Annotated in this window: 14 protein-coding genes; 8 read left to right on the top strand and 6 right to left on the bottom strand. The window is 71.6% G+C overall.

What is annotated here, in order from left to right; genetic code table 11:
• Positions 1-13 precede the first annotated feature (13 nt).
• The 6 genes from FNV62_RS18460 to FNV62_RS18435 all read right to left on the bottom strand — a co-directional run bounded on the left by FNV62_RS18460 (position 14) and on the right by FNV62_RS18435 (position 9,919).
• Entirely contained in the window at positions 14-778 is a 765-nt protein-coding gene (locus FNV62_RS18460; RefSeq protein ID WP_144315424.1) for a class I SAM-dependent methyltransferase, read from the bottom strand.
• Entirely contained in the window at positions 775-2,181 is a 1,407-nt protein-coding gene (locus tag FNV62_RS18455; RefSeq protein ID WP_144315423.1) for a condensation protein, read from the bottom strand. The genes FNV62_RS18460 and FNV62_RS18455 overlap by 4 nt, the downstream gene beginning before the upstream one ends.
• Entirely contained in the window at positions 2,178-6,734 is a 4,557-nt protein-coding gene (locus tag FNV62_RS18450) for an alpha-(1->3)-arabinofuranosyltransferase (RefSeq protein ID WP_144316492.1), read from the bottom strand. Before FNV62_RS18450 ends, FNV62_RS18455 begins: the two co-directional genes overlap by 4 nt.
• Positions 6,731-7,510, bottom strand: a complete 780-nt coding sequence (locus tag FNV62_RS18445) for a class I SAM-dependent methyltransferase (protein ID WP_097284582.1) — start codon at positions 7,508-7,510, stop codon at positions 6,731-6,733. Before FNV62_RS18445 ends, FNV62_RS18450 begins: the two co-directional genes overlap by 4 nt.
• Positions 7,511-7,515: 5 nt before the next feature.
• Complete coding sequence (locus tag FNV62_RS18440; RefSeq protein ID WP_060901984.1) at positions 7,516-8,667, bottom strand: glycosyltransferase family 4 protein; 1,152 nt, start codon at positions 8,665-8,667, stop codon at positions 7,516-7,518.
• 274 nt (positions 8,668-8,941) lie between these two features.
• Complete coding sequence (locus FNV62_RS18435; RefSeq protein ID WP_144315422.1) at positions 8,942-9,919, bottom strand: DUF3068 domain-containing protein; 978 nt, start codon at positions 9,917-9,919, stop codon at positions 8,942-8,944.
• Positions 9,920-10,212: 293 nt separating this feature from the next.
• Between FNV62_RS18435 and FNV62_RS54595 the strand changes: the two genes are divergently transcribed.
• The 8 genes from FNV62_RS54595 (at position 10,213) to FNV62_RS18400 (ending at position 17,863) form a co-directional block, all read left to right on the top strand.
• Positions 10,213-10,365 carry a hypothetical protein gene (locus tag FNV62_RS54595; RefSeq protein ID WP_167552120.1) on the top strand — a complete coding sequence of 51 codons (153 nt, stop codon included), beginning with the start codon at positions 10,213-10,215 and terminating at the stop codon, positions 10,363-10,365.
• A gap of 35 nt (positions 10,366-10,400) precedes the next feature.
• Positions 10,401-11,645 carry a helix-turn-helix domain-containing protein gene (locus FNV62_RS18430; protein WP_144316491.1) on the top strand — a complete coding sequence of 415 codons (1,245 nt, stop codon included), beginning with the start codon at positions 10,401-10,403 and terminating at the stop codon, positions 11,643-11,645.
• A gap of 161 nt (positions 11,646-11,806) precedes the next feature.
• Positions 11,807-12,583, top strand: a complete 777-nt coding sequence (locus FNV62_RS18425) for an IclR family transcriptional regulator (protein WP_054233578.1) — start codon at positions 11,807-11,809, stop codon at positions 12,581-12,583.
• Positions 12,580-13,464: an SMP-30/gluconolactonase/LRE family protein gene (locus FNV62_RS18420; RefSeq protein WP_097284579.1), complete on the top strand. Its 885-nt coding sequence runs from the start codon at positions 12,580-12,582 to the stop codon at positions 13,462-13,464. The genes FNV62_RS18425 and FNV62_RS18420 overlap by 4 nt, the downstream gene beginning before the upstream one ends.
• A gap of 201 nt (positions 13,465-13,665) precedes the next feature.
• Positions 13,666-15,054, top strand: a complete 1,389-nt coding sequence (locus FNV62_RS18415) for an extracellular solute-binding protein (protein ID WP_144315421.1) — start codon at positions 13,666-13,668, stop codon at positions 15,052-15,054.
• On the top strand, positions 15,051-16,001 hold the full coding sequence (locus tag FNV62_RS18410; RefSeq protein ID WP_144315420.1) for a carbohydrate ABC transporter permease: 951 nt from the start codon (positions 15,051-15,053) through the stop codon (positions 15,999-16,001). Before FNV62_RS18415 ends, FNV62_RS18410 begins: the two co-directional genes overlap by 4 nt.
• Positions 15,998-16,855 (top strand): carbohydrate ABC transporter permease, encoded by an 858-nt coding sequence (locus tag FNV62_RS18405; RefSeq protein ID WP_097284574.1) that lies wholly within the window; start codon positions 15,998-16,000, stop codon positions 16,853-16,855. Before FNV62_RS18410 ends, FNV62_RS18405 begins: the two co-directional genes overlap by 4 nt.
• Positions 16,856-16,894: 39 nt before the next feature.
• Positions 16,895-17,863 (top strand): arabinan endo-1,5-alpha-L-arabinosidase, encoded by a 969-nt coding sequence (locus FNV62_RS18400; protein WP_143601543.1) that lies wholly within the window; start codon positions 16,895-16,897, stop codon positions 17,861-17,863.
• Positions 17,864-17,868 lie beyond the last annotated feature (5 nt).

Below are 17,868 nucleotides of genomic sequence, written 5' to 3'. Positions count from 1 at the left end.
CCCACCACATGGGCTACGTCCTTCGGGCGTGCAGGAGCAGGATGGAGGAGAGGGCGGGCGCCGCGCAGGCCAGTCGGTCCAGGGGGCGCAGCGGACGCGGTACGCCGTGGAAGGGCGCCCCGCTCAGCCGTACGACCTCGAAGCCCGCCGCGGTCACGAACTCCCGTAGCGCGCGGGCCGTGTAGAGCCGCAGATGGCCCACGACCTCCCGCCCCGGGCGGCCGTGGATCGCGCGCAGGCTCACCTCCGAGAAGACGGGCTGGACACCGGCGAGCAGCAGGGCGCGGTTGTACCAGGCGGCGAGGTTCGGGGTGGAGAGCATCAGGTGGCCGCCGGGGCGCAGGACCCTGCGGATCTCGTCCAGGGCACTGTCCGGGTCCACGAGGTGCTCGATCACCTCGCTGAACAGGACGGCGTCGGCCGCGGCGTCGGCGAACGGCAGCCCGCCGTCGGTGAGTTCGCCGCGAATCGCGTACGGCAGCCGGGCGTGGGCGCGTCTGAGGGCGTCCTGCGACCAGTCGACGCCGACGAGACGGTGTCCGGCGAGCAGGGGTGCCGCGGTCGCGGCGGCGGTGCCGTCGCCGCAGCCGATGTCCAGCACGGTCCGCGCGCCGGCCGTGGCGGGGCCGAGCGCGGCGGCCAGTATCCGGGCCTGGCGGAGGCTGCGGGGGGTGCCGGAGGCGACGGGGACGCTCGGATCCTCGTAGAAGTCGCGAAGTCCCCGGCGGGCGGGGGCCGTTGTCGTCACCGAGGCAGTGGTCGGGGTCGTGGGCGTCATCGGCTGCCGTCCTCCTCCGTCGCGTGCAGATAGTGCTCGAAGAGGTCGCGGAGGTGGGCGCCGTCGCCGTGGCTGAGCAGGGTGCGCGACCAGCGCAGGGCGACGTGGAGGCGGCCCGCGGTGGACGCCGTGGTGACGGTCAGGCCGCGGGGTGTCCGGGCGGGCGCCGAGAACCACACCGCGTGCGCGCGGCCCGCCTCCGCGCCGAAGTCCAGCGCGTACGGGATGCGGCCGATGTTGCTCAGCAGTGTGGTCGACGTCCAGGGGCCGGCCGCGCGGCGCAGTCCCCGGGTGAGGGCGGCACGCCAGGCGACCGGGACCACGGGGGCAGTCAGGAGGGCCGCGCCGTGGCCGAGTTGGGGCCGGGGCAGCGACTTGAGCGCGCGGGTGCGTTCCGCCGTGCGGCGCAGCAGCTCGCCCATCCGCCCGGCGTCCAACTCCTCGACAGTGAAGGGGACTTCGACGAGTCGTGTCCCGTTGCCGATGGGCATGTCCGTGCCGCGGGGGCGGTCGTCGACCGGCATCGTGATGCGCAGGGGGCGCGGGCGGGCGCCGTGTTCCCTGTTCCAGTGCGTGATCATCAGGGCGGTGGCCGCCATGAGCTGGTCGTTCACGGTGTACGGGGAGCCCTTGGGGCGGTGCGGGACGCCGAGTTCGGTGACGAGGAGGCCGTTTCCGGGCGAGGGCTCCGGGGTTCCGCGGGCCACGCGGGCGGGCGGGGTCCAGGTGGACGGGGTGTCGACCTGGACGGCCTTCGCCGCCGCCTCGGGCGGTCGTACGGGGGGTGCGGTGGGGGAGTTGTCCTTGCCGCCGTACAGCTCCGCGGCGGTGGCGAGGACGCGGAGGCAGGCGGGGCCGTCGAGGGCGGTGTGGTTGACGGTGAGGAAGAGGACGGTGCCCTTGGGGCGGGGGCCGGTGTGGGGACGTGGCGGGGCGCTTCGACGGGGCGCCGTGCCCACCGCGTCCGTCGCCTCGCTGCCGACCGGCGGGCCCGCGCCGTCGACCACCTCCAGGCGGATGGGCGGCGAGGCGGTCAGCGGCGGGGCGGTCAGCAGGGCGCGGGTCCGTGCGTGCTGGAGGGCGCCTGGGCCCGGTGGCGGGAAGGAGACGACCTCCACGTCCGGATCGGGGGTGAGTTCCCACTCGTAGCGGCGGCGGTACCAGGGGCCCGCGGCCTCGCGCATGAGGACGCGGGGGTGACGGTGCAGGGCCTCGGTGAACGCCGTGGTGAGGCGGGCGGGATCCAGCCGGCCGGGGAGGTGGACCTCGATGTGGACGGTCTCGGGTTCCTCCTCCTGGACACAGTGCCGGGAGACCTCGTCCACGACGGGGAACGGCACGCGGGCGGGGGGCCGGGACGGTCCGTCGGTACCGTCCCGTGCCGGGTGCTCCAGCGCGGTCATCGGGGTTCGCCCCTTCCTGTGTCGTCGTCCGCCGGGTTCCCCGCCTTGCGGAAGGCGATCCGTGCGGTGGGCGGATCGGCCTCGCCCGCGACCGCCTCGCCCGCACGCGCCTCGCCCGCACGCGTGTCGCCCGCACCCGTGTCACCCGCACCCGTGTCACCCGCGCCCGCCTCGCGCGGGGCGGAACCCGGGCCGCGTGCGGAGATGGTGGGGCTGGAGGCACGGTCGGGCCCGGGGGCCGGTGCGGGGGGCTCGGCTCCGGTCGGCTCGGACGACCCGGGTTCGCCGTCCGGTGCCTCCCCGACCGCTTGGGCTCCCGTCGCCGGTGCCGCCCCGGGGCCGCCGTTCTTGCCGCGGCGGCGTCGGGGGAGTGGTGCCGTCGGGGCCTGGGAGCCGGGGACCGGGACCGGACCGGACGCCCGGGGTGCCGGCCGGGTGCCGGGCTCCTGGACGCTCACCAGGCCCGCGAACAGCCCGATCAACGCCAGCAACTGCGCCGCGGGCCCGAACGCGCCCTCGCTCGCGCCCGGTGGCGACCCGGCGCCCGTGGCGGCGGCGATCCCCGCCCCGGTGAGCGCGAGGAACGCGATCGGTACGAGGAGCGCGTGCCGTTTCCGGGCGAGCAGCGCGAGCGCGGGGACCAGCAGCGCGAACGGTCCCGCGATGACCACGCCCACCAGGGTGAGCGCCACCGTGCCGAGCCAGAGTCCGGCGTCCGGCGCCGTCGGCTGCGGCGCGTCGGGGTTGGCCTCGCGGCGGCGCCACAGCACGAGGCCCGCGAGAGCCGCCACCCCGACCCCGCCGCCGATCAGCCCGGCCTCGTACGTCGTCGAGGGCTCGTACGACAACTTGACCGTGCCGCCCGCGCCGGCCGGGATCCGCCAGCCCTGCTGCCAGCCGTCGAGCCGCAGGGGCGTCAGCTTCTTGCCGCCCAGCGTGGCCTGCCAGCCGTCGTTGTAGTTCTCGTACGTCGTGAGGTACGAGGCGGCGCCGGAGCCGACCTTCACCTCGCGGCGGTCGCCCAGCCAGTCCACGATCCGCAGGGAGCGTCCGGCACCCGCGACGGCCTCGACCGTCCCACGGGTGAGGGTGACGTCCGTGACCGCGAGGGGCCCGGCGTCGCCCGCCTCGACCCGGTGCGAGCCGGAACCGAGGTCCAACGCGGAGTTCGAGGAGCCCTCTTGGCACAGCGTCAGCTGGATCGGCCGCCGTTCGGTGAGATCCCCCACGGTGCCCTTCGCGCTCGTCGCGTACAGCTTTCCGTCGACCGCGAGCGTCGGCCCCTTTCCGCAGGCGAGCGAGAACTCCTGTGTCTCCACGGCCTGCGTGGTGCGGTACTCGGCGAGGGCCGGGAGGTACACCTCCGTCAGCCCGACCGGCAGTTGCAGATCGGCGCCCGCGACCGGGTTGTGGAGGGTCAGCGGCGCGGTCTCGGTGACGGTGATGTCGAGGTGGTTCGTGGTGATCGGGTCGAAGCGGGCCCAGCCGTTCTCGTCGACGCCGGCCACGGTGTCCCCGTCCGGGGAGCGGATCTCGATCTTCGTCGGGCGGGTGGAGAGGCCTCCGGCCGCGGCCAGGACCATGGACGAGACGGGCTTCTTGTCGGGCCAGCTCAGGTGGATCGTCGGCCTGTCCCCGGCGATCCACGCCGTGGTCAGGTTGCCGTCCGTGAGGTTGCGGGCGTCGAGGCCGGGGCCGAGGTCCGTCGTGGAGTCGGCCGTCGCGACGATGCGGTTCGGCTGTTGGGGCGAGACGTCGTACAGCAGCTTGTCGAGTGCGTCGCCGGTGATCGCGACGGCGCTCGCCCGCACCTCGTACGATCCCGCCGTCGAGGTGGAGAAGGTGCGGTGCAGGCCGGCCTCCGTGCCCGTGGGGGCGAGGCCGGTGGGGTCGGTGGTGCGGTGCAGGGAGACGATCTCGGCGGTTGCGTCCGAGCCGGCGGCGTCGGTCGGCAGCTTCAGCAGGCGGGTGACCTGGACGTCGGGGAGGGCGATCTCGGAGAAGCCCGCGCCGGTCAGGCCGGCGCGCTGCGCGGTGGAGCCGACGATCGTCAGCTTCATCCAACTCGTCGATCCGGCGGGCGCCTTGACGGACTGGGTCATGCCGTCGGGTTCGAGATAGCTGGTGGCCGAGCCCTTCTCCGTCTCCACCCGGACCCGGGTCGCCGCGGACCGCATGCCGTCCTGCGGGAGCGGGGTGACCTTGAAGGACTTCGGCATGTCCAGGGACCCCTCGAAGCGGATCCGCAGCCACTGCCCGTTCGCGGAACCGGACGCGCCCTCCGCCCACGCGGTGTCGGGGTTGCCGTCGAAGGCGTTCACGGGGTCGTACTGGGGGAGGTGGAAGAGCCAGTTGCCGGTGGAGGAGGCGGTCACCGAGCGGGCGCCGCGCAGCTCGGCCACCGTCTGGTGCTGGATGCCCTTGGTCGGCAGGATCTGGTGCGGCTTCTTGCCGGCGTCCTGGGCGCTGTCGCTGTCGTTGCGCTGGTCGGGCGTGTACGTGTACGAGGTGTTGGAGTTGACCAGGCCGAAGCGGGTGTCGGCGCGCCGCAGCCCGTCGCCGACCACCTGGACCGCGGCGGTGCCGAGGCCGGGATGGTTGTCGCCGGTCAGGACGGCGGGACGGCCGCGCATCGAGGGGTCGGCGGCCAGTGGCAGCAGCGCCTCGGGGCCGCCGGAGACGACGGCGGTGTCTGCGATGGCGCTCAGCCCGGCCTGCCCGGGGCGCGGTGCGCCGTTGCTCGCCGGTTCGTAGATCTCGACGGCGCGCTCGCGCGGGTAGAGGCCCTCGACCTGGAGCGGGGCGTGGTGGGCGATCCGGCCGCCGGTCACGACCGGCCCGAAGCCGGTGACCCGCTCGTAGCCCGACTGTTCCAGGGTCCGCTTCACGGTCTGGGTCGGGACGTAACCGACCTGGTCCGGGTCGAGGTCGTTGCGGACGACGACGTAGTAGAGCCCGGCGCGGCTCAGGTAGTCCCCGAGGCCGGGGACATCGCTGCCGGTCATGAGCGCCTGCTCGACCGCGTCCATGGCACGCCGGTTGCCGGGGGTGCCGAAGGGGACGTAGTCCCGCTCGGCCCAGCGGGAGTCGGCGAGCACGTCGAGGGGCTCGTCGATGGGGGAGCCCCAGGTGTAGAGGCCGTGCGCGGTGGCGGGGACGACGAGGGCACGGGAGTCGGGGGAGTACTTCTTCAGCCAGTCGGCGGTGGTCTGCCAGTACGTGGGGAGCTGTTGGAAGGAACCCGGGTTGAGGATCGACCCGTTGAGGTACGGCCAGGCGAGGCCGGGCAGGATCAGCACGGCCGCGACGAGGGGCGCGTAGCGGCGGCCGCGTACGGGACGGGCTCCGCGTGGCTCGGCGGCGACCCCGACGAGATGCGCGAGGCCGAACACCAGCGCCAGGGCGAGGCCCGTCTGGAACTTGTAGATGTTGCGGAAGGGGACCAGCCAGCCGTTCAGCCAGTCCTGGACGACGCCGTGGAAGGGCGCGCCGAACGCGCCGCCGTACCCCGCGAGGGTGAGGAGCGCGACCGACAGCACGGTCAGGACCAGCCAGCGGCGCTCGGGCATGTCACGTCTGGCGAGCCCGGCGAGACCCAGCCCCGCCGCGAGCGCCGAGCAGACGATCACGATCACCGAGGCGGCGACGGTCCAGCCGGCCGGCAGCCAGGCCTCGCCGAAGTGGAGGTACGCGACCCAGTTCCCGGCGCCGCGCAGGGACTCCGTGGCCGACATGGTGGCGGTCGTGGTTCCCGAGGTCTCCACGTACGGGAGGAAGTTCTCGCCGTAGAGGCCGAGCATCAGCAGCGGGATCACCCACCAGGCCGTCGCCAGGATCACGCCCGGTACCCACCAGGTGATCAGTCTGCGCTGTCGGGGCCCACGTGGACGGGAGAGCAGATACAGCCCGACGGGGAGCAGCGAGGCGAGGGTCGCCGCCGCGTTCACACCGCCCATGAAGGGGACGACGAGCGCCGAGCGGAGGGCGGCGACGCGGGCGCTGTAGCGCTCGTCGGTGAGGGGGAGCAGGACCCAGGGGAGGAGGGCGCCGGGGAGCGCGGCGGCGGACGTCGAGCCGACGACGATCGTGAAGACCGGCCAGAGCGCGTACGCGACGGCGGCGAGCAGCCGGGAGGAACCGTTCCCGATCCGCAGCCGTTCGGCCAGCCGCAGGGCGCCCCAGAAGGCGACGGACACGACGATCGACAGCCACAGCCGTTCCGCCAGCCACACCGGGAGGTGGATCAGCTTGCACAGGCCGTAGAACGGCAGCATCGGCCAGACGTAACCCACGTACTGGTCCTGGATCCCGCCGAAGCCGCCCCGGTCGTGCCACAACTGGCCCAGGTCGGACAGGAACTGCCACGGGTCCAGCGCGACACCGAGCTTGGTGTCGAACGTCATGCGTCCGGGGTGCACGGCCAGGAACAGCACGAACACCACGGCCCAGAACCCCAGCAGCCAGCGCCTGGACCGTGGCCCGTGCGGGGGGCCGGACGTGGTCGAGACGGGGCGGACGGCCGCCGGGGGAGGAGCCTGGACCGTGGTCGTCATGGTGGACACCGCCGGAGGATGAGGAGGAGGTTCCAGGTGGCGAACTCCCGCAGCCCCGGCGCCCTGGTGACGGCGGAGGCGAGGATGGGCCAGTAGCGGGAACGCGCCGAGACGACCGTGACGTCGTCGCGGGCGCGCACCTGCCGCAGGGTGGGGCCGATGTGCACGGCGAACAGGTTCTCGCCGAGGGTGTGCTTGGCGGGCTTTCCGGTACGGCGGTGGTAGCGGGCCCGCGCCCGCTCCGCGCCGAGGTAGTGCCAGGGCGCCCACTCGTGACCGCCCCAGGGGGAGAGCCAGTTGGTGAACGAGACGTAGATCAGCCCGTCGGGCCGGGTGACACGCACCAGTTCGCTCAGGAACGTCTGCGGATCGGCCACGTGCTCGAGGACGTTGGAGGAGAAGGTGACGTCGGCGACCCCGTCCGCGAGCGGCAGCAGATACCCGTCCGCGACGACCGCCGAGCCGTCGGGCTTCGCCCCCAACTCCCTTACGTCCGGCTCGAAGAGATACGCGTGCGCCCCGCGCCGCCGGAACTCCGCGGTGAAGTACCCGCCGCCGCCCCCGACGTCCACGACGGTACGTCCCTCGACGCCGCCGTACGCCTCGACCTGGTCGGCGGCGTCACGGGCCAGCAGCGAGTAGCAGCCCTCGGGATCGTCCTGCTCCCGCATGAAGGCCCGAAACAGCGCGACCGAACGCCGGAAGGAGGGGTCCTTCCAGACGGGGGGTGCGCTTTTGGTGCGGGCTCGGCGGGGTATTTCGGGGTCGCCGTCCATGGGCGTCACCTCCGCCAGGTGGTGGCCGCCTCCGTGGCCACCGCCCTGAACTGGCGCACCGTGTTGGTCCAGCGGTACTGGGCCGCGCGGTCGCGGGCGGACTTACCCATGAGGGTGCGGCGGTGCGTGGACAGGGCGAGGGTGCACCAGGCCGCCGCGAAGGAGGACTCACCGCGCGCCAGCACACCCGTCTCGCCGTCGACCACGGAGTCGCGCAGCCCGGGCACGTCGAAGGCGATCGCCGGGGTCTCGCGCGCCGCCGCCTCCGTGACCACCAGGCCCCAGCCCTCCACGGCGGAGGGATGCAGCAGCAGCCACGCGGCGCACAGCAGTCGGTGCTTCTCGGCCTCCGAGACACGACCGGCGAACTCCACGCCAGGGCCTGCCAGTTGGTGGAGTCTCTCCCGCTCGGGACCGTCGCCGACGATCACCAGCCGGCCGCCGGTGACCGGGCGGACCCGTTCCCACAGCCGCAGCAGCAGATCGATCCGCTTGTACTCGACCAGCCGTCCCATCGCCACGAACAGCGGCTCGGGCGAGCGCTCGGCGCGTGGGCCCGGCTCCTCGACCCCGTTGTGCACGACCCGGATGCGCTCCCGCTGCACCCCGATCGCGCGCAGCGCGTGGGCCGTCGACGGCGAGACGGCGACCAGCAGATTGCCGCGCTGCGCGCCCGCCAGTGCCCAATGTTCGAGTCTTCGGCCGATCCGGGCGGCGGGCGCCAGCGGGCCGCCGAACCGCATCCGCCACAGGTCCGTGTGGACGTGGTTGACCAGGCACAGGGTGGGGCCGTGGTGCCAGAGCGGTGCCAGGTACGGCATGCCGTTGCAGACCTCGACCAGCAGGTCGCAGCCGCCGACCTGACGGTGGAAGGCGGAGCGGGCGCGCAGGAAGTGGCCCAGGTCGCCGCCCGCCGAGACGACCCGGTAGTCGTGGTAGGCGGCGGGCCCGCCGCACACCAGGGTGACCTGGTGGCCGAGCGAGGTCAGTCCCTCGGCGAGCCGGTCGACGAGGATCTCGGATCCGCCCGCGGACCGGTTTCCCAGGTCCCGGTGGGCGAGGAAGACGATGCGGCGCGGCTGTGGGGGAAGCGCCGGGAGGGACTGCGCGTCGCGCGGGACCGCGGCGCGCAGCGGGGAGGGCACGTGCTGGGGCATGGGTGCTCCAACTCGTCTCAGGGTGCGGAACTCAGCGTGGGGGGTAGGGCGTAGGGCGGGTCGGTCGCTTCGAGGGTGAATCCGTCGATCCGGGAGGGTGAATGCGCCGATCTGATGGGGGTGAATCTGCCGATCTGTGGGGGATGTGGATGCCGGCTGTATCGGGAGTGTGGGCGGGCTGTGCTCGGGTGGGGGTGGATAGTTTTCGCCCGGCGCTGGGAAGCTGCTACTCACCGGGGTGACAAATTCCGGGCTTTGTGGAGCTGACAGGCCATCACATCGTGAGTGGTGAAGGGGAGTTAACGGGCGAACCGGGATCCCGTCGCCCTCGTACCAGCAAAACGCCCCCCACAGCGGCGAGGACGAACCCGAGCACACCGGCACCTATCGGCAACGTCTGCCCCAGCAGGCGCAGTTGACCGCTCTCCTTCTTCGCCTGCTTCACCTGGTCCTTCTGGGTGGCCGTGGTGAAGGCCAGCTTGTCGGCGTCCAGGAGCAGCGTCGAGTCGTACGTGGAACCCGGGGCGCGCAGCGTCCTGCGCGGACCGACCTGGGCGTAGAGCACCCGGCCGGTGCTCTGGTCGACGACCAGCTCGATGCCGTGGTTGGAGTACCACTCCTCGGCCAGCACCTGGGGGCGGCCGGGCTGGTCGACGATGCTGCCGGGCACCAGCCGGGTGCCGATCTTCGTCGGGGGGACCGTGCCGGTGAAGCGGTAACCCGTGTAGCCCTGGATCTTCTTGGTGCCCCGGTAGGCCAGCGTGATGGGTGCGCCCAGGGAGTTGTCCCACCAGCGGTACGCGTGTTTCTGCACGTCGAAGGGGAACTTGAGGTAGGCGTCGCCCTCGAAGCGCGGGTTCTCCTGGCAGCAGTGGACCGGCTGGTTGGTCTTCCGGTCGGTGACCCAGCGGTTCGGGAAGAACTCCAGCGCGTCGTGCGGGTCGGCCGCGGGCAGCGACTTGTCCGTGTCGACCGTCGTCGTCACGTCCCAGATGGCGCGCCCGCTGTGCTCACTGTCGGCGACATCGCCTCTGACCTGCTGGGTGATGGTGATCCGCTTGTCGAACAGGGTCTGGATCTGGGCGGTGTCGAAATAGGCGCCCGTGCCGGTGTAGACGGCGGTCGTGTCGATGTCGACGGGGTTCACGGCGGCCCGCGGTTCCACGTACCACGCGAGCATCGGGGCCAGTACGAGCAGAAACGTGCCGAGGCCGAGCAGGACCAGTGCGAAGGGTGAGGGTTTCCGGCGCATCCGGGCACTCCAGGGGCGTGAGGAGGCTCGACGCACGAGTGATCACGGCTCACGGCTGATCACGGCCGGTCACGGGTGATGCGGGTGATACGGGTGGAACGCGGTGATACGGGTGCGTCGACACCAGGAGGGAAAGTGCACGTGCGGTATGGGCCGGGAACCGTACGGGCACCCTTGACGGGGTGTCAATGCATTGTCGAGACTGAGGACTTGCCGGACGGGACCGGCGAAACGGGCTGCGCGGATCACGGGAACGGGTGGGGACGACCTCCGACAGAGAGGCTCACCCTGCGATGTCCAGACTGTTGGCCGCCGTACTCACCGTCGCTGCCGCCGCCGCGCTCGCCGTGGGTGCCGCACTCGGCATCGTCGCGCTGCTCGACGCGACCCCCGATCAGCCGAACACCCCCCTGATCACGTACGAACATGCCGACCAGGAGCACTGACCGTGCCGCGGAGCGCGCCGGAGGCGGACCGGAAGGTGCAGGCCGGCCACGGGACCGTCGCCATACGCTCGGCCTGGCATGACGTCCCCCGTGCCCAGGTGCGGCAGTTCGCGGCGATCGCCCTCGCCGAGGCGCCGGATCTCGCCGAGGAGATCCTCCGGGAGATCCGCCACGAGTACCCGAACCTGCCCCTCGTCCTCGACGACTCCGGTGAGCCGATGGCCCTCGTCGGCATCCGCCGGGCCATCGAGGTCTTCGTGCAGCACCTGGAGACGGCGGAGGGCAGACCCCGCGTCCACCCCGAGGTCTTCCAGGAGTTCGGCCGCGGCGAGGGACTGCACGGCCGCAGCCTCGACTCCCTGCAGGCGATCTACCGGCTGGGCGTCCGCCTCGCCTGGCGCCGGTTCGCGGATATCGGGCAGCGGGTCGAGATCCCGCCACCGGCGATGTACGAGCTCGTCGACGCGGGATACGAGTACCTGGACGGTCTGGTGGACCAGTCCGTACGGGGTTACGCCGAGGCCGCGGCCCGGCAGGCGGGGGAGCGCCTGCGCCTCCAGCGCCGTCTGATGGAGCTGTTGCTCGCCGAGCACCACCAACGGGGCGACCCTGCCGAGGCGCTCGTCGAGCGGGCCGCGCGGATCGGCTGGCCGCTGCCGGACAGGGTCGCCGTCGGGGTGCTGCTGCGGCCGGCGCGGGAGGCCGTGGCGCCCGCCGTCGGGCAGGGGGTGCTGCTCGACATGGAGTACGAGCAGCCGCGGATGGTGGTGCCCGAGCCGGATGCCGCCGGGCGGCCGGAGCTGCTGCACCGGGCGCTGACCGGGTGGTCCGGGGCGATCGGGCCGCCGGTGCCGCTGGCCGACGCGGCGAAGTCGCTGCGCTGGGCGGATGCGGCGGTACGGCTGATGGAGCGGCGGCTGCTGCCCGCCGGGGAGGTGCTGCACTGCACCGAGCACACCGAGGCCCTGGTGCTCCTCCAGCCCGAGGAGCTGATCGACGACCTCGCCCTGCGCTGCCTGGCGCCGCTCGCGCACTGCGGGCCGACGCACGGGCGGCGTCTCGCGGAGACGTTGCTGGCATGGCTGGAGACCCGCGGCGGCGCGCCGGAGGTGGCCGCGCGGCTCGGTGTCCACCCCCAGACCGTCCGCTACCGCCTCCGCCAGATCAGGGAGCTGTGGGGTGACGAGATCGACGATCCGGACCGGCGGTTCGAGCTGGAGCTGGTACTCCGCGCGCAGCGTCTCCGCGGTGAGCTGGGTGATCCCCACCCCCGCCGCTGACCTTCCCTCGCGCACGGCCGGCTCCGCCCGCACGCCCGTGCACTGTGACCCCCCGCACCTCACAGATACCCACCCATTGCCCGTGCAAGAGCACTATGAGTAGCCTGTGTTCGTCATGCCGATCGGCTGTTGAAATTTCGAACATAGGGAGGGGGCCGGTTGTGGGACGCCTCGTACCTGCCGTGACCCGAGCTCTCGACATACTCGAGCTCTTCCTCGACGGGGACGGGACGCTCTCCGCCCCCGACATCGTGCGCAAGCTCCAGCTTCCCCGGACGACGGTGCACGAGCTGGTCACCACGCTCGCCGCCCGCTCGTACATCGTGCAGGTTCCCGGCCAGCCGGGACGCTACCGCCTCGGGGTGCGCCCGTACCAGCTCGGGAGCAGGTACGCCGAGCAGCTGGACCTCGCCGCCGAGGGCCAGCAGGTCGCCCGGTCCGTCGCCGAGACCTGCGACGAGACCGTCCACGTGGCGATCCTGGAGGGCACGGACGTCATCTACATCGCGAAGGTCGACTCCACGCACGCCGTGCGCATGGTGTCCGCGGCGGGCCGGCGGCTGCCCGCCCACTGCACCTCCGTCGGCAAGATGCTGCTCGCCTCGCTCCCCGACGTCGAGCTGACCTCGCGTATCCCGGACAACGCGGACCTGGTCGCGATGACGCCGAACAGCATCACCGAGCCGGGTGCCCTGCGCGAGGCCCTCGCCGAGATCCGCAGCCGCGGCGTCGCCGTGGAGAGCCGCGAGTCGAACCCGGACGTCAGCTGTGTCGCCGCCCCGGTGCGCGACCGTACGGGCCAGGTCGTCGCCGCTCTCTCCATCTCCGTACCGATGATCCGCTGGAGCGACGAGCGCCGCGTGGAGCTGGAGCAGCTCGCCGCGAAGGGCGCCGTCGAGCTGTCCGAGCGGCTCGGCCACCGGAGCGTGGGGGGATGACCGGGGCGAGCGGGACGGCCGGCGCCACGGGCGGCACGGCCTTCGACGTCGCGATCCGCGCCGAGGCGGCCCTCGGTGAGGGCCCGACCTGGGATCCGGACGCGCAGCGGCTCATCTGGGTGGACATCCTCGGTTCCCGGGTCCACACGTACGACCCCGTCTCCGGGCGCCGCACGGTCATGGTCACCGAGCAGCACGTGGGAGCCGCCAAGCCCCGCGCGGGCGGCGGCCTCGTCGTCAATCTCCGGGACGGCGTGGCGACGTACGGCGGCGCCGAGGGCTTCCGGTGGCTGCACCGCGACCCCGTCCCCGGCCGCCGCGCGAACGACGCCGCGGTCGCCCCGGACGGCTCGCTGCTCTTCGGCACCATGCGCTACGACGAGGCCCCGGGCGGTGGCACCCTGTCCCGGATCACCGCCGACGGCACGGTCACCCCGCTCCTCGACGACGTCGCCGTCAGCAACGGAACGGGCTGGAGCCCGGACGGCCGGCTGATGTACTACGTCGACTCCCCGACCCGCCGCGTCGACGTCTTCGATGTGGGTGACGGTCAACTCCCCCTCAACAGGCGTCCGTTGGTCGTGATCGAAGAGGGCGCGGGCTGGCCCGACGGGCTCACCGTCGACGCCGAGGGTTGCGTCTGGGTGGCTCTCTGGGACGGCGGAGCGGTCCGCCGCTACACACCGGACGGCGAGCTGGACCGGGTCGTGGAACTCCCCGTCCCCCGCCCCACCGCCTGCGCCTTCGGCGGCGCGGACCTGACCGACCTGTACATCACCACGGCGCGTACGGGCCTGGAGGCGCCGCATCCGCTCTCCGGCTCGGTGCTCGTCGTCCCCGGCGCGGGGAAGGGCCTGCCGCAGCCACCGTTCGCCGGCTGACAGTTTTCCCCTCGTATTACCCCTCGTAGGTCCCCGTATTTCCCCTCGTAGGTCCCCGTCCGGTCGTCGACCACCGGACGGGGACCTTCGATTTTTGTGCAAACCATTGACGAGAAAGCGCTTCCTATCTACGGTCCCGTTCGAAGTTACGAGCGATCAACGAAATTTCGAACAGTGAATCTCGAACAGCGAGGGCAGGGCATGGGACGACCTGACCTGAACGACGGGTATCCGAACCGTGGAAACCTGAACCGCAGGAACGTTTTGGCGGCGCTCGGCGGCCTGACCGTCGCCGGCAGCCTCGGCTTCGCCGCGCTCGGCACCGGCGCGGACGCGCTCGCCTCCAGCGCGCGCACCCGGGTCCGTTACTGGAACCTCTTCCAGGGCGGCGACGGCACCAACCAGGTCGCGATGGTGGACGCCTTCCGCAAGGAACATCCGGACATCGCGGTCAAGGACTCCACCCTGACCTGGGGCGGCCCCTACTACACCAAGCTCGCCATGGCCGCGGCAGGCAACCGCGCACCGGACCTCGCCGTCATGCACCAGGGCCGCGTCCCCGGGTTCGCGCCCGGCCGCCTCCTGGACCCCTGGGACATCGACCTTCTGGCCAAGTACGGCGTGCGGGAGAACGACTTCAACCCCGTGCTGTGGAAGCGCGGCGTCGTCGGCGGCAAGCTCTACGCGCTGCCCCTCGACATCCACGTCCAGCTCTGCTTCTACCGCAAGGACGTCTGCAAGAAGGCCGGACTGCTCGACGCCGACGGCCGGCTGCCGGCCGCCGGCTCCACCGACGAGTGGTTCGGCATCCTCAAGGCGGCCAAGAAGCAGCTGAAGAACGGGCAGCAGACCCTCGGCCTGCACGCCAGCGACCAGAACTTCGCCTGGTGGTTCTTCGTCGCCTTCTACCAGCAGCTCGGCGGTGGCTACTTCAATGACGACCAGACCGACGTCACCTTCGACACCGACAAGGCCACCGAGGTCCTGGAGTTCTTCCGCAAGCACGTGACCGACGGCTACGTCACCGTCGGCGAGGCCGACGGCGAGGCCTTCCTCACCGGGTCACCGTTCACCTGGGAGGGCAACTGGTCGGTGCCGTACTTCAACGGCGAGAAGCTCGACTTCGGCGCCCAGCCGCTGCCCCCGGTGTTCGGGAAACCGGCCACCCACGCCGAGTCGCACTCCTTCATCCTGCCCCACCAGTCCGGCCGCGGCGGCGCCGCCGACGAGGGCGCCTACCGGCTCGCCGCCTACATGGTCACCCACGCCACCACCTGGGCCATCGGCGGCCATGTCCCCGCCTATCTGCCCACCTTCAAGGACCCCGCCTACCTCAAGCTCAGCCCGCAGAGCGAGTACTCCAGGCCCGCCATGGAGCACCCGGCCACCGAACCGCACATCTGGTTCGCCGGCTCCACCGGCGTCCTCGCGCAGCGCGTCGGCCCCATCGTCGCCTCCTCCAACCTCGGCTCCGCGAAGCCGGCCGCGGCGGCCCGCCGTATGAAGTCCGCCCTGGAGCAACTGCTCGCCATGAAGAACCCCATGGACGGCAGGACGGCCGCCCAGGAGCTGAAGGGAGCAGGCGCATGAGCAGCGCCACGAGCACGGTCGCCGCCACCACCCTGCGCCCCCGCGCGACCACCGCCGCCGACTCCGCCCGCGTGCGCTGGGGCCGTCGCTTCCAGCACGGCGGCTGGTTCGTCGCCCCGTTCTTCGTCCTGTACGGGCTCTTCGTGCTGCTGCCGGTCGTCCGCGGTCTCTACCTCAGTTTCACCGACGCCAACATCTCCGGCGACCACACCAATTTCGTCGGCCTCGACAACTACCGCGAGGCCTTCAAGGACGACCTGGTGTGGAACTCGCTGTGGCACAGCGTCCAGTTCACCCTGTACGTCGTTCCGTGCATCGTCGTCGTGGCCCTGCTGATGGCGCTGATCGCCCACCACACCGTGCACTTCAAGTGGCTGTGGCGGCTGTGCTTCTTCGCGCCGTTCCTGCTGCCCTCGGCCGTCATCGGCAACCTGTGGTGGTGGCTGTTCCAGCCCACCAACGGCATGGTCAACCACGTCCTCGGCCTCACCACCCCCTGGCTCACCCAGAAGTCCACGGCCCTGCTCGCCGTCGTCGTCGCGACCCTGTGGTGGACGGTCGGGTTCTCCTTCCTGCTTATCCTCGCCGCTCTCCAGAACATCCCCCAACACCTCTACGAGGCAGCTGAGTTGGACGGCGCGAACGCCTTCCAACGCATGCTCCACATCACCGTGCCGAACCTGCGCAACATCACCGGCCTCGTCATCGCGCTGCAGATCCTGGCCTCGCTCCAGGTCTTCGACCAGGCCGTGGTCATGTACCAGTTCGGCCCGGGGCCGGAGGAATCGACCCGCACCTTCGTCCAGTACACCCTCGAACAGGGCTTCACCAGCTACCGCGTGGGCTACGCCTCCGCGATCTCCTTCGTCCTGTTCCTCATCATCGCGGCCGTCGCCCTCGGGCGGATGTGGCTGCTCCGCAGCCGAGAGGAGGGCATCTCCCGATGACCACGCCGTCTCCCACCCTCCGCAAACCCCGCAGCACCTGGACGCCCGCGCAGATCGCCCTGACGGTCGTCGCCCTCGCCCTGTCCGTGATCTGGATGGCGCCGCTGGTGTGGGCCCTGTCCACGTCGCTCAAGACCCCGGCGGAATCGGTGGCCTCGCCGCACTGGATCCCCAAGGACTTCACCCTCGACTCCTGGCGGAAGGTCTTCGAGGCCGGCAACATCCCCAACTGGTTCGTCAACTCGCTGGTCGTGTCGGTCTGCGTCACCTTCATCGTGCTGCTGGTCGCCTCCCTCGCCGGATACGGCTTCGCCCGCACCGAGTTCCGCGGCAAGTCCGTCCTGATGGCCGTGACGATGGCGGGCCTGATGTTCTCCCCGGCGATCCTCGGCGTCCCGCTCTTCACCACCGTGCAGTCGCTCGGCATGGTCGACACCTACTGGGGCATGATCCTGCCGCAGTGCGCCCCCGCCGCGATGGTCTACATCCTCTACAAGTTCTTCCAGTCGCTGCCCCGCGAGCTGGAGGAGGCGGCGTTCATCGACGGCGCGGGCCGCTGGCGGATCTTCTTCACCCTCGTCCTGCCGCTCTCGAAGCCCTCGCTGTCGGCCGTCGGGATCTTCACCTTCATCGCCTCGTGGAACAACTTCCTGTGGCCCTACATGGTCACCAACAACCCCGACCTGATGACCATGCCGAACGGCATCGCCACCGTGCAGAACGCCTTCGGCATCGTCTGGCCGCAGCTCATGGCGGGCGGCCTGATCGCGGGACTCCCGCTGATCGTCGTGTTCGTCTTCTTCCAGAGTCAGATCGTGCGGGGCGTGGCCCACACGGGTCTGGCCGGCCAGTAACAGGCATGACAGGCACAACAGCCATGAGGAGAGAGTGAGTTGAAGCGCCTCAGACTCGCCGCGCTGCTCGCCGCGGCCACCATCGCCCTGCTCCCGTCCACCGCGTCGGCCGACGTCACCTACCCCGACCCCCTCCCGCTCACCGGCCAGCAGATCATCCACGACCCCACGGTCGCCCACCTCAGGAACGGCCGCTACGTCGCCTACTCCACCGGCGGAGTCATCGGCGCCCGCCTCTCCACCGACCTCCACCACTGGGACGACGCGGGCAACGCCTTCACCACGCCGCCGAGTTGGTGGTACGACTACAACTCCACCGCCGACCCCTGGGCCCCCGACCTCTCCTACCGGGACGGCCGCTACTGGCTCTACTACGCCGTCTCCTCCTGGGGCACCAACCACTCGGCGATCGGCGTGGCCACGTCGAAGACCGGCATGCCCGGCACCTGGACCGACCACGGTCCGGCCTTCACCTCCCGGACCACCGACGCCTGGAACGCCATCGACCCGGCGGTGATCCGGGCCGACGGCAAGCTGTGGATGGCGTTCGGCTCGTACTGGACGGGCATCCGCATGGTCGAACTGGACCCCAGCACCGGCAAGGCGATCGCCGACACACCCGTGGAGCACCTGGCCACCCGCCCGGACGCCCCGTACGCGGTCGAGGGCCCGTACATCGTCAAGCACGGCCGCTACTACTACCTCTTCGCCTCCTACGACGCCTGCTGCGCGGGCGTGAACTCCACCTACAAGATCCGGGTGGGCAGGTCGACGACGGTGACCGGCCCCTACACGGACAGCACGGGCAAGCCGATGCTGGAGGGCGGCGGCGACCTGTTCCTCGCTTCTCACGGTCGCTATATCGGTCCCGGTGGTGAGTCGGTCTTCCGTGCTCACGGCGAGGACTGGATCGCCTATCACTACTACGACGGCAACGACTCAGGCACCCCCAAGCTGGGGCTGAACAGGCTGAACTGGACGAGGAACGGCTGGCCCGTCGCCGGTTAGGGGCG

This window comes from Streptomyces sp. RLB3-17, from assembly GCF_007113425.2.
GTDB classification, from domain to species: Bacteria; Actinomycetota; Actinomycetes; order Streptomycetales; family Streptomycetaceae; genus Streptomyces; species Streptomyces mirabilis_D.
The sequence above is the reverse complement of the archived record's forward strand: the minus strand, read 5'-3'. Positions and strand labels throughout refer to the sequence as shown.

What these genes read in the sequence shown, in the direction of transcription:
- FNV62_RS18460 (WP_144315424.1), bottom strand. Translation starts at nt 778, where the DNA reads ATGACGCCCACGACCCCGACCACTGCCTCGGTGACGACAACGGCCCCC.
- FNV62_RS18455 (WP_144315423.1), bottom strand. Translation starts at nt 2,181, where the DNA reads ATGACCGCGCTGGAGCACCCGGCACGGGACGGTACCGACGGACCGTCC.
- FNV62_RS18450 (WP_144316492.1), bottom strand. Translation starts at nt 6,734, where the DNA reads ATGACGACCACGGTCCAGGCTCCTCCCCCGGCGGCCGTCCGCCCCGTC.
- FNV62_RS18445 (WP_097284582.1), bottom strand. Translation starts at nt 7,510, where the DNA reads ATGGACGGCGACCCCGAAATACCCCGCCGAGCCCGCACCAAAAGCGCA.
- FNV62_RS18440 (WP_060901984.1), bottom strand. Translation starts at nt 8,667, where the DNA reads ATGCCCCAGCACGTGCCCTCCCCGCTGCGCGCCGCGGTCCCGCGCGAC.
- FNV62_RS18435 (WP_144315422.1), bottom strand. Translation starts at nt 9,919, where the DNA reads ATGCGCCGGAAACCCTCACCCTTCGCACTGGTCCTGCTCGGCCTCGGC.
- FNV62_RS54595 (WP_167552120.1), top strand. Translation starts at nt 10,213, where the DNA reads ATGTCCAGACTGTTGGCCGCCGTACTCACCGTCGCTGCCGCCGCCGCG.
- FNV62_RS18420 (WP_097284579.1), top strand. Translation starts at nt 12,580, where the DNA reads ATGACCGGGGCGAGCGGGACGGCCGGCGCCACGGGCGGCACGGCCTTC.
- FNV62_RS18415 (WP_144315421.1), top strand. Translation starts at nt 13,666, where the DNA reads ATGGGACGACCTGACCTGAACGACGGGTATCCGAACCGTGGAAACCTG.
- FNV62_RS18410 (WP_144315420.1), top strand. Translation starts at nt 15,051, where the DNA reads ATGAGCAGCGCCACGAGCACGGTCGCCGCCACCACCCTGCGCCCCCGC.
- FNV62_RS18405 (WP_097284574.1), top strand. Translation starts at nt 15,998, where the DNA reads ATGACCACGCCGTCTCCCACCCTCCGCAAACCCCGCAGCACCTGGACG.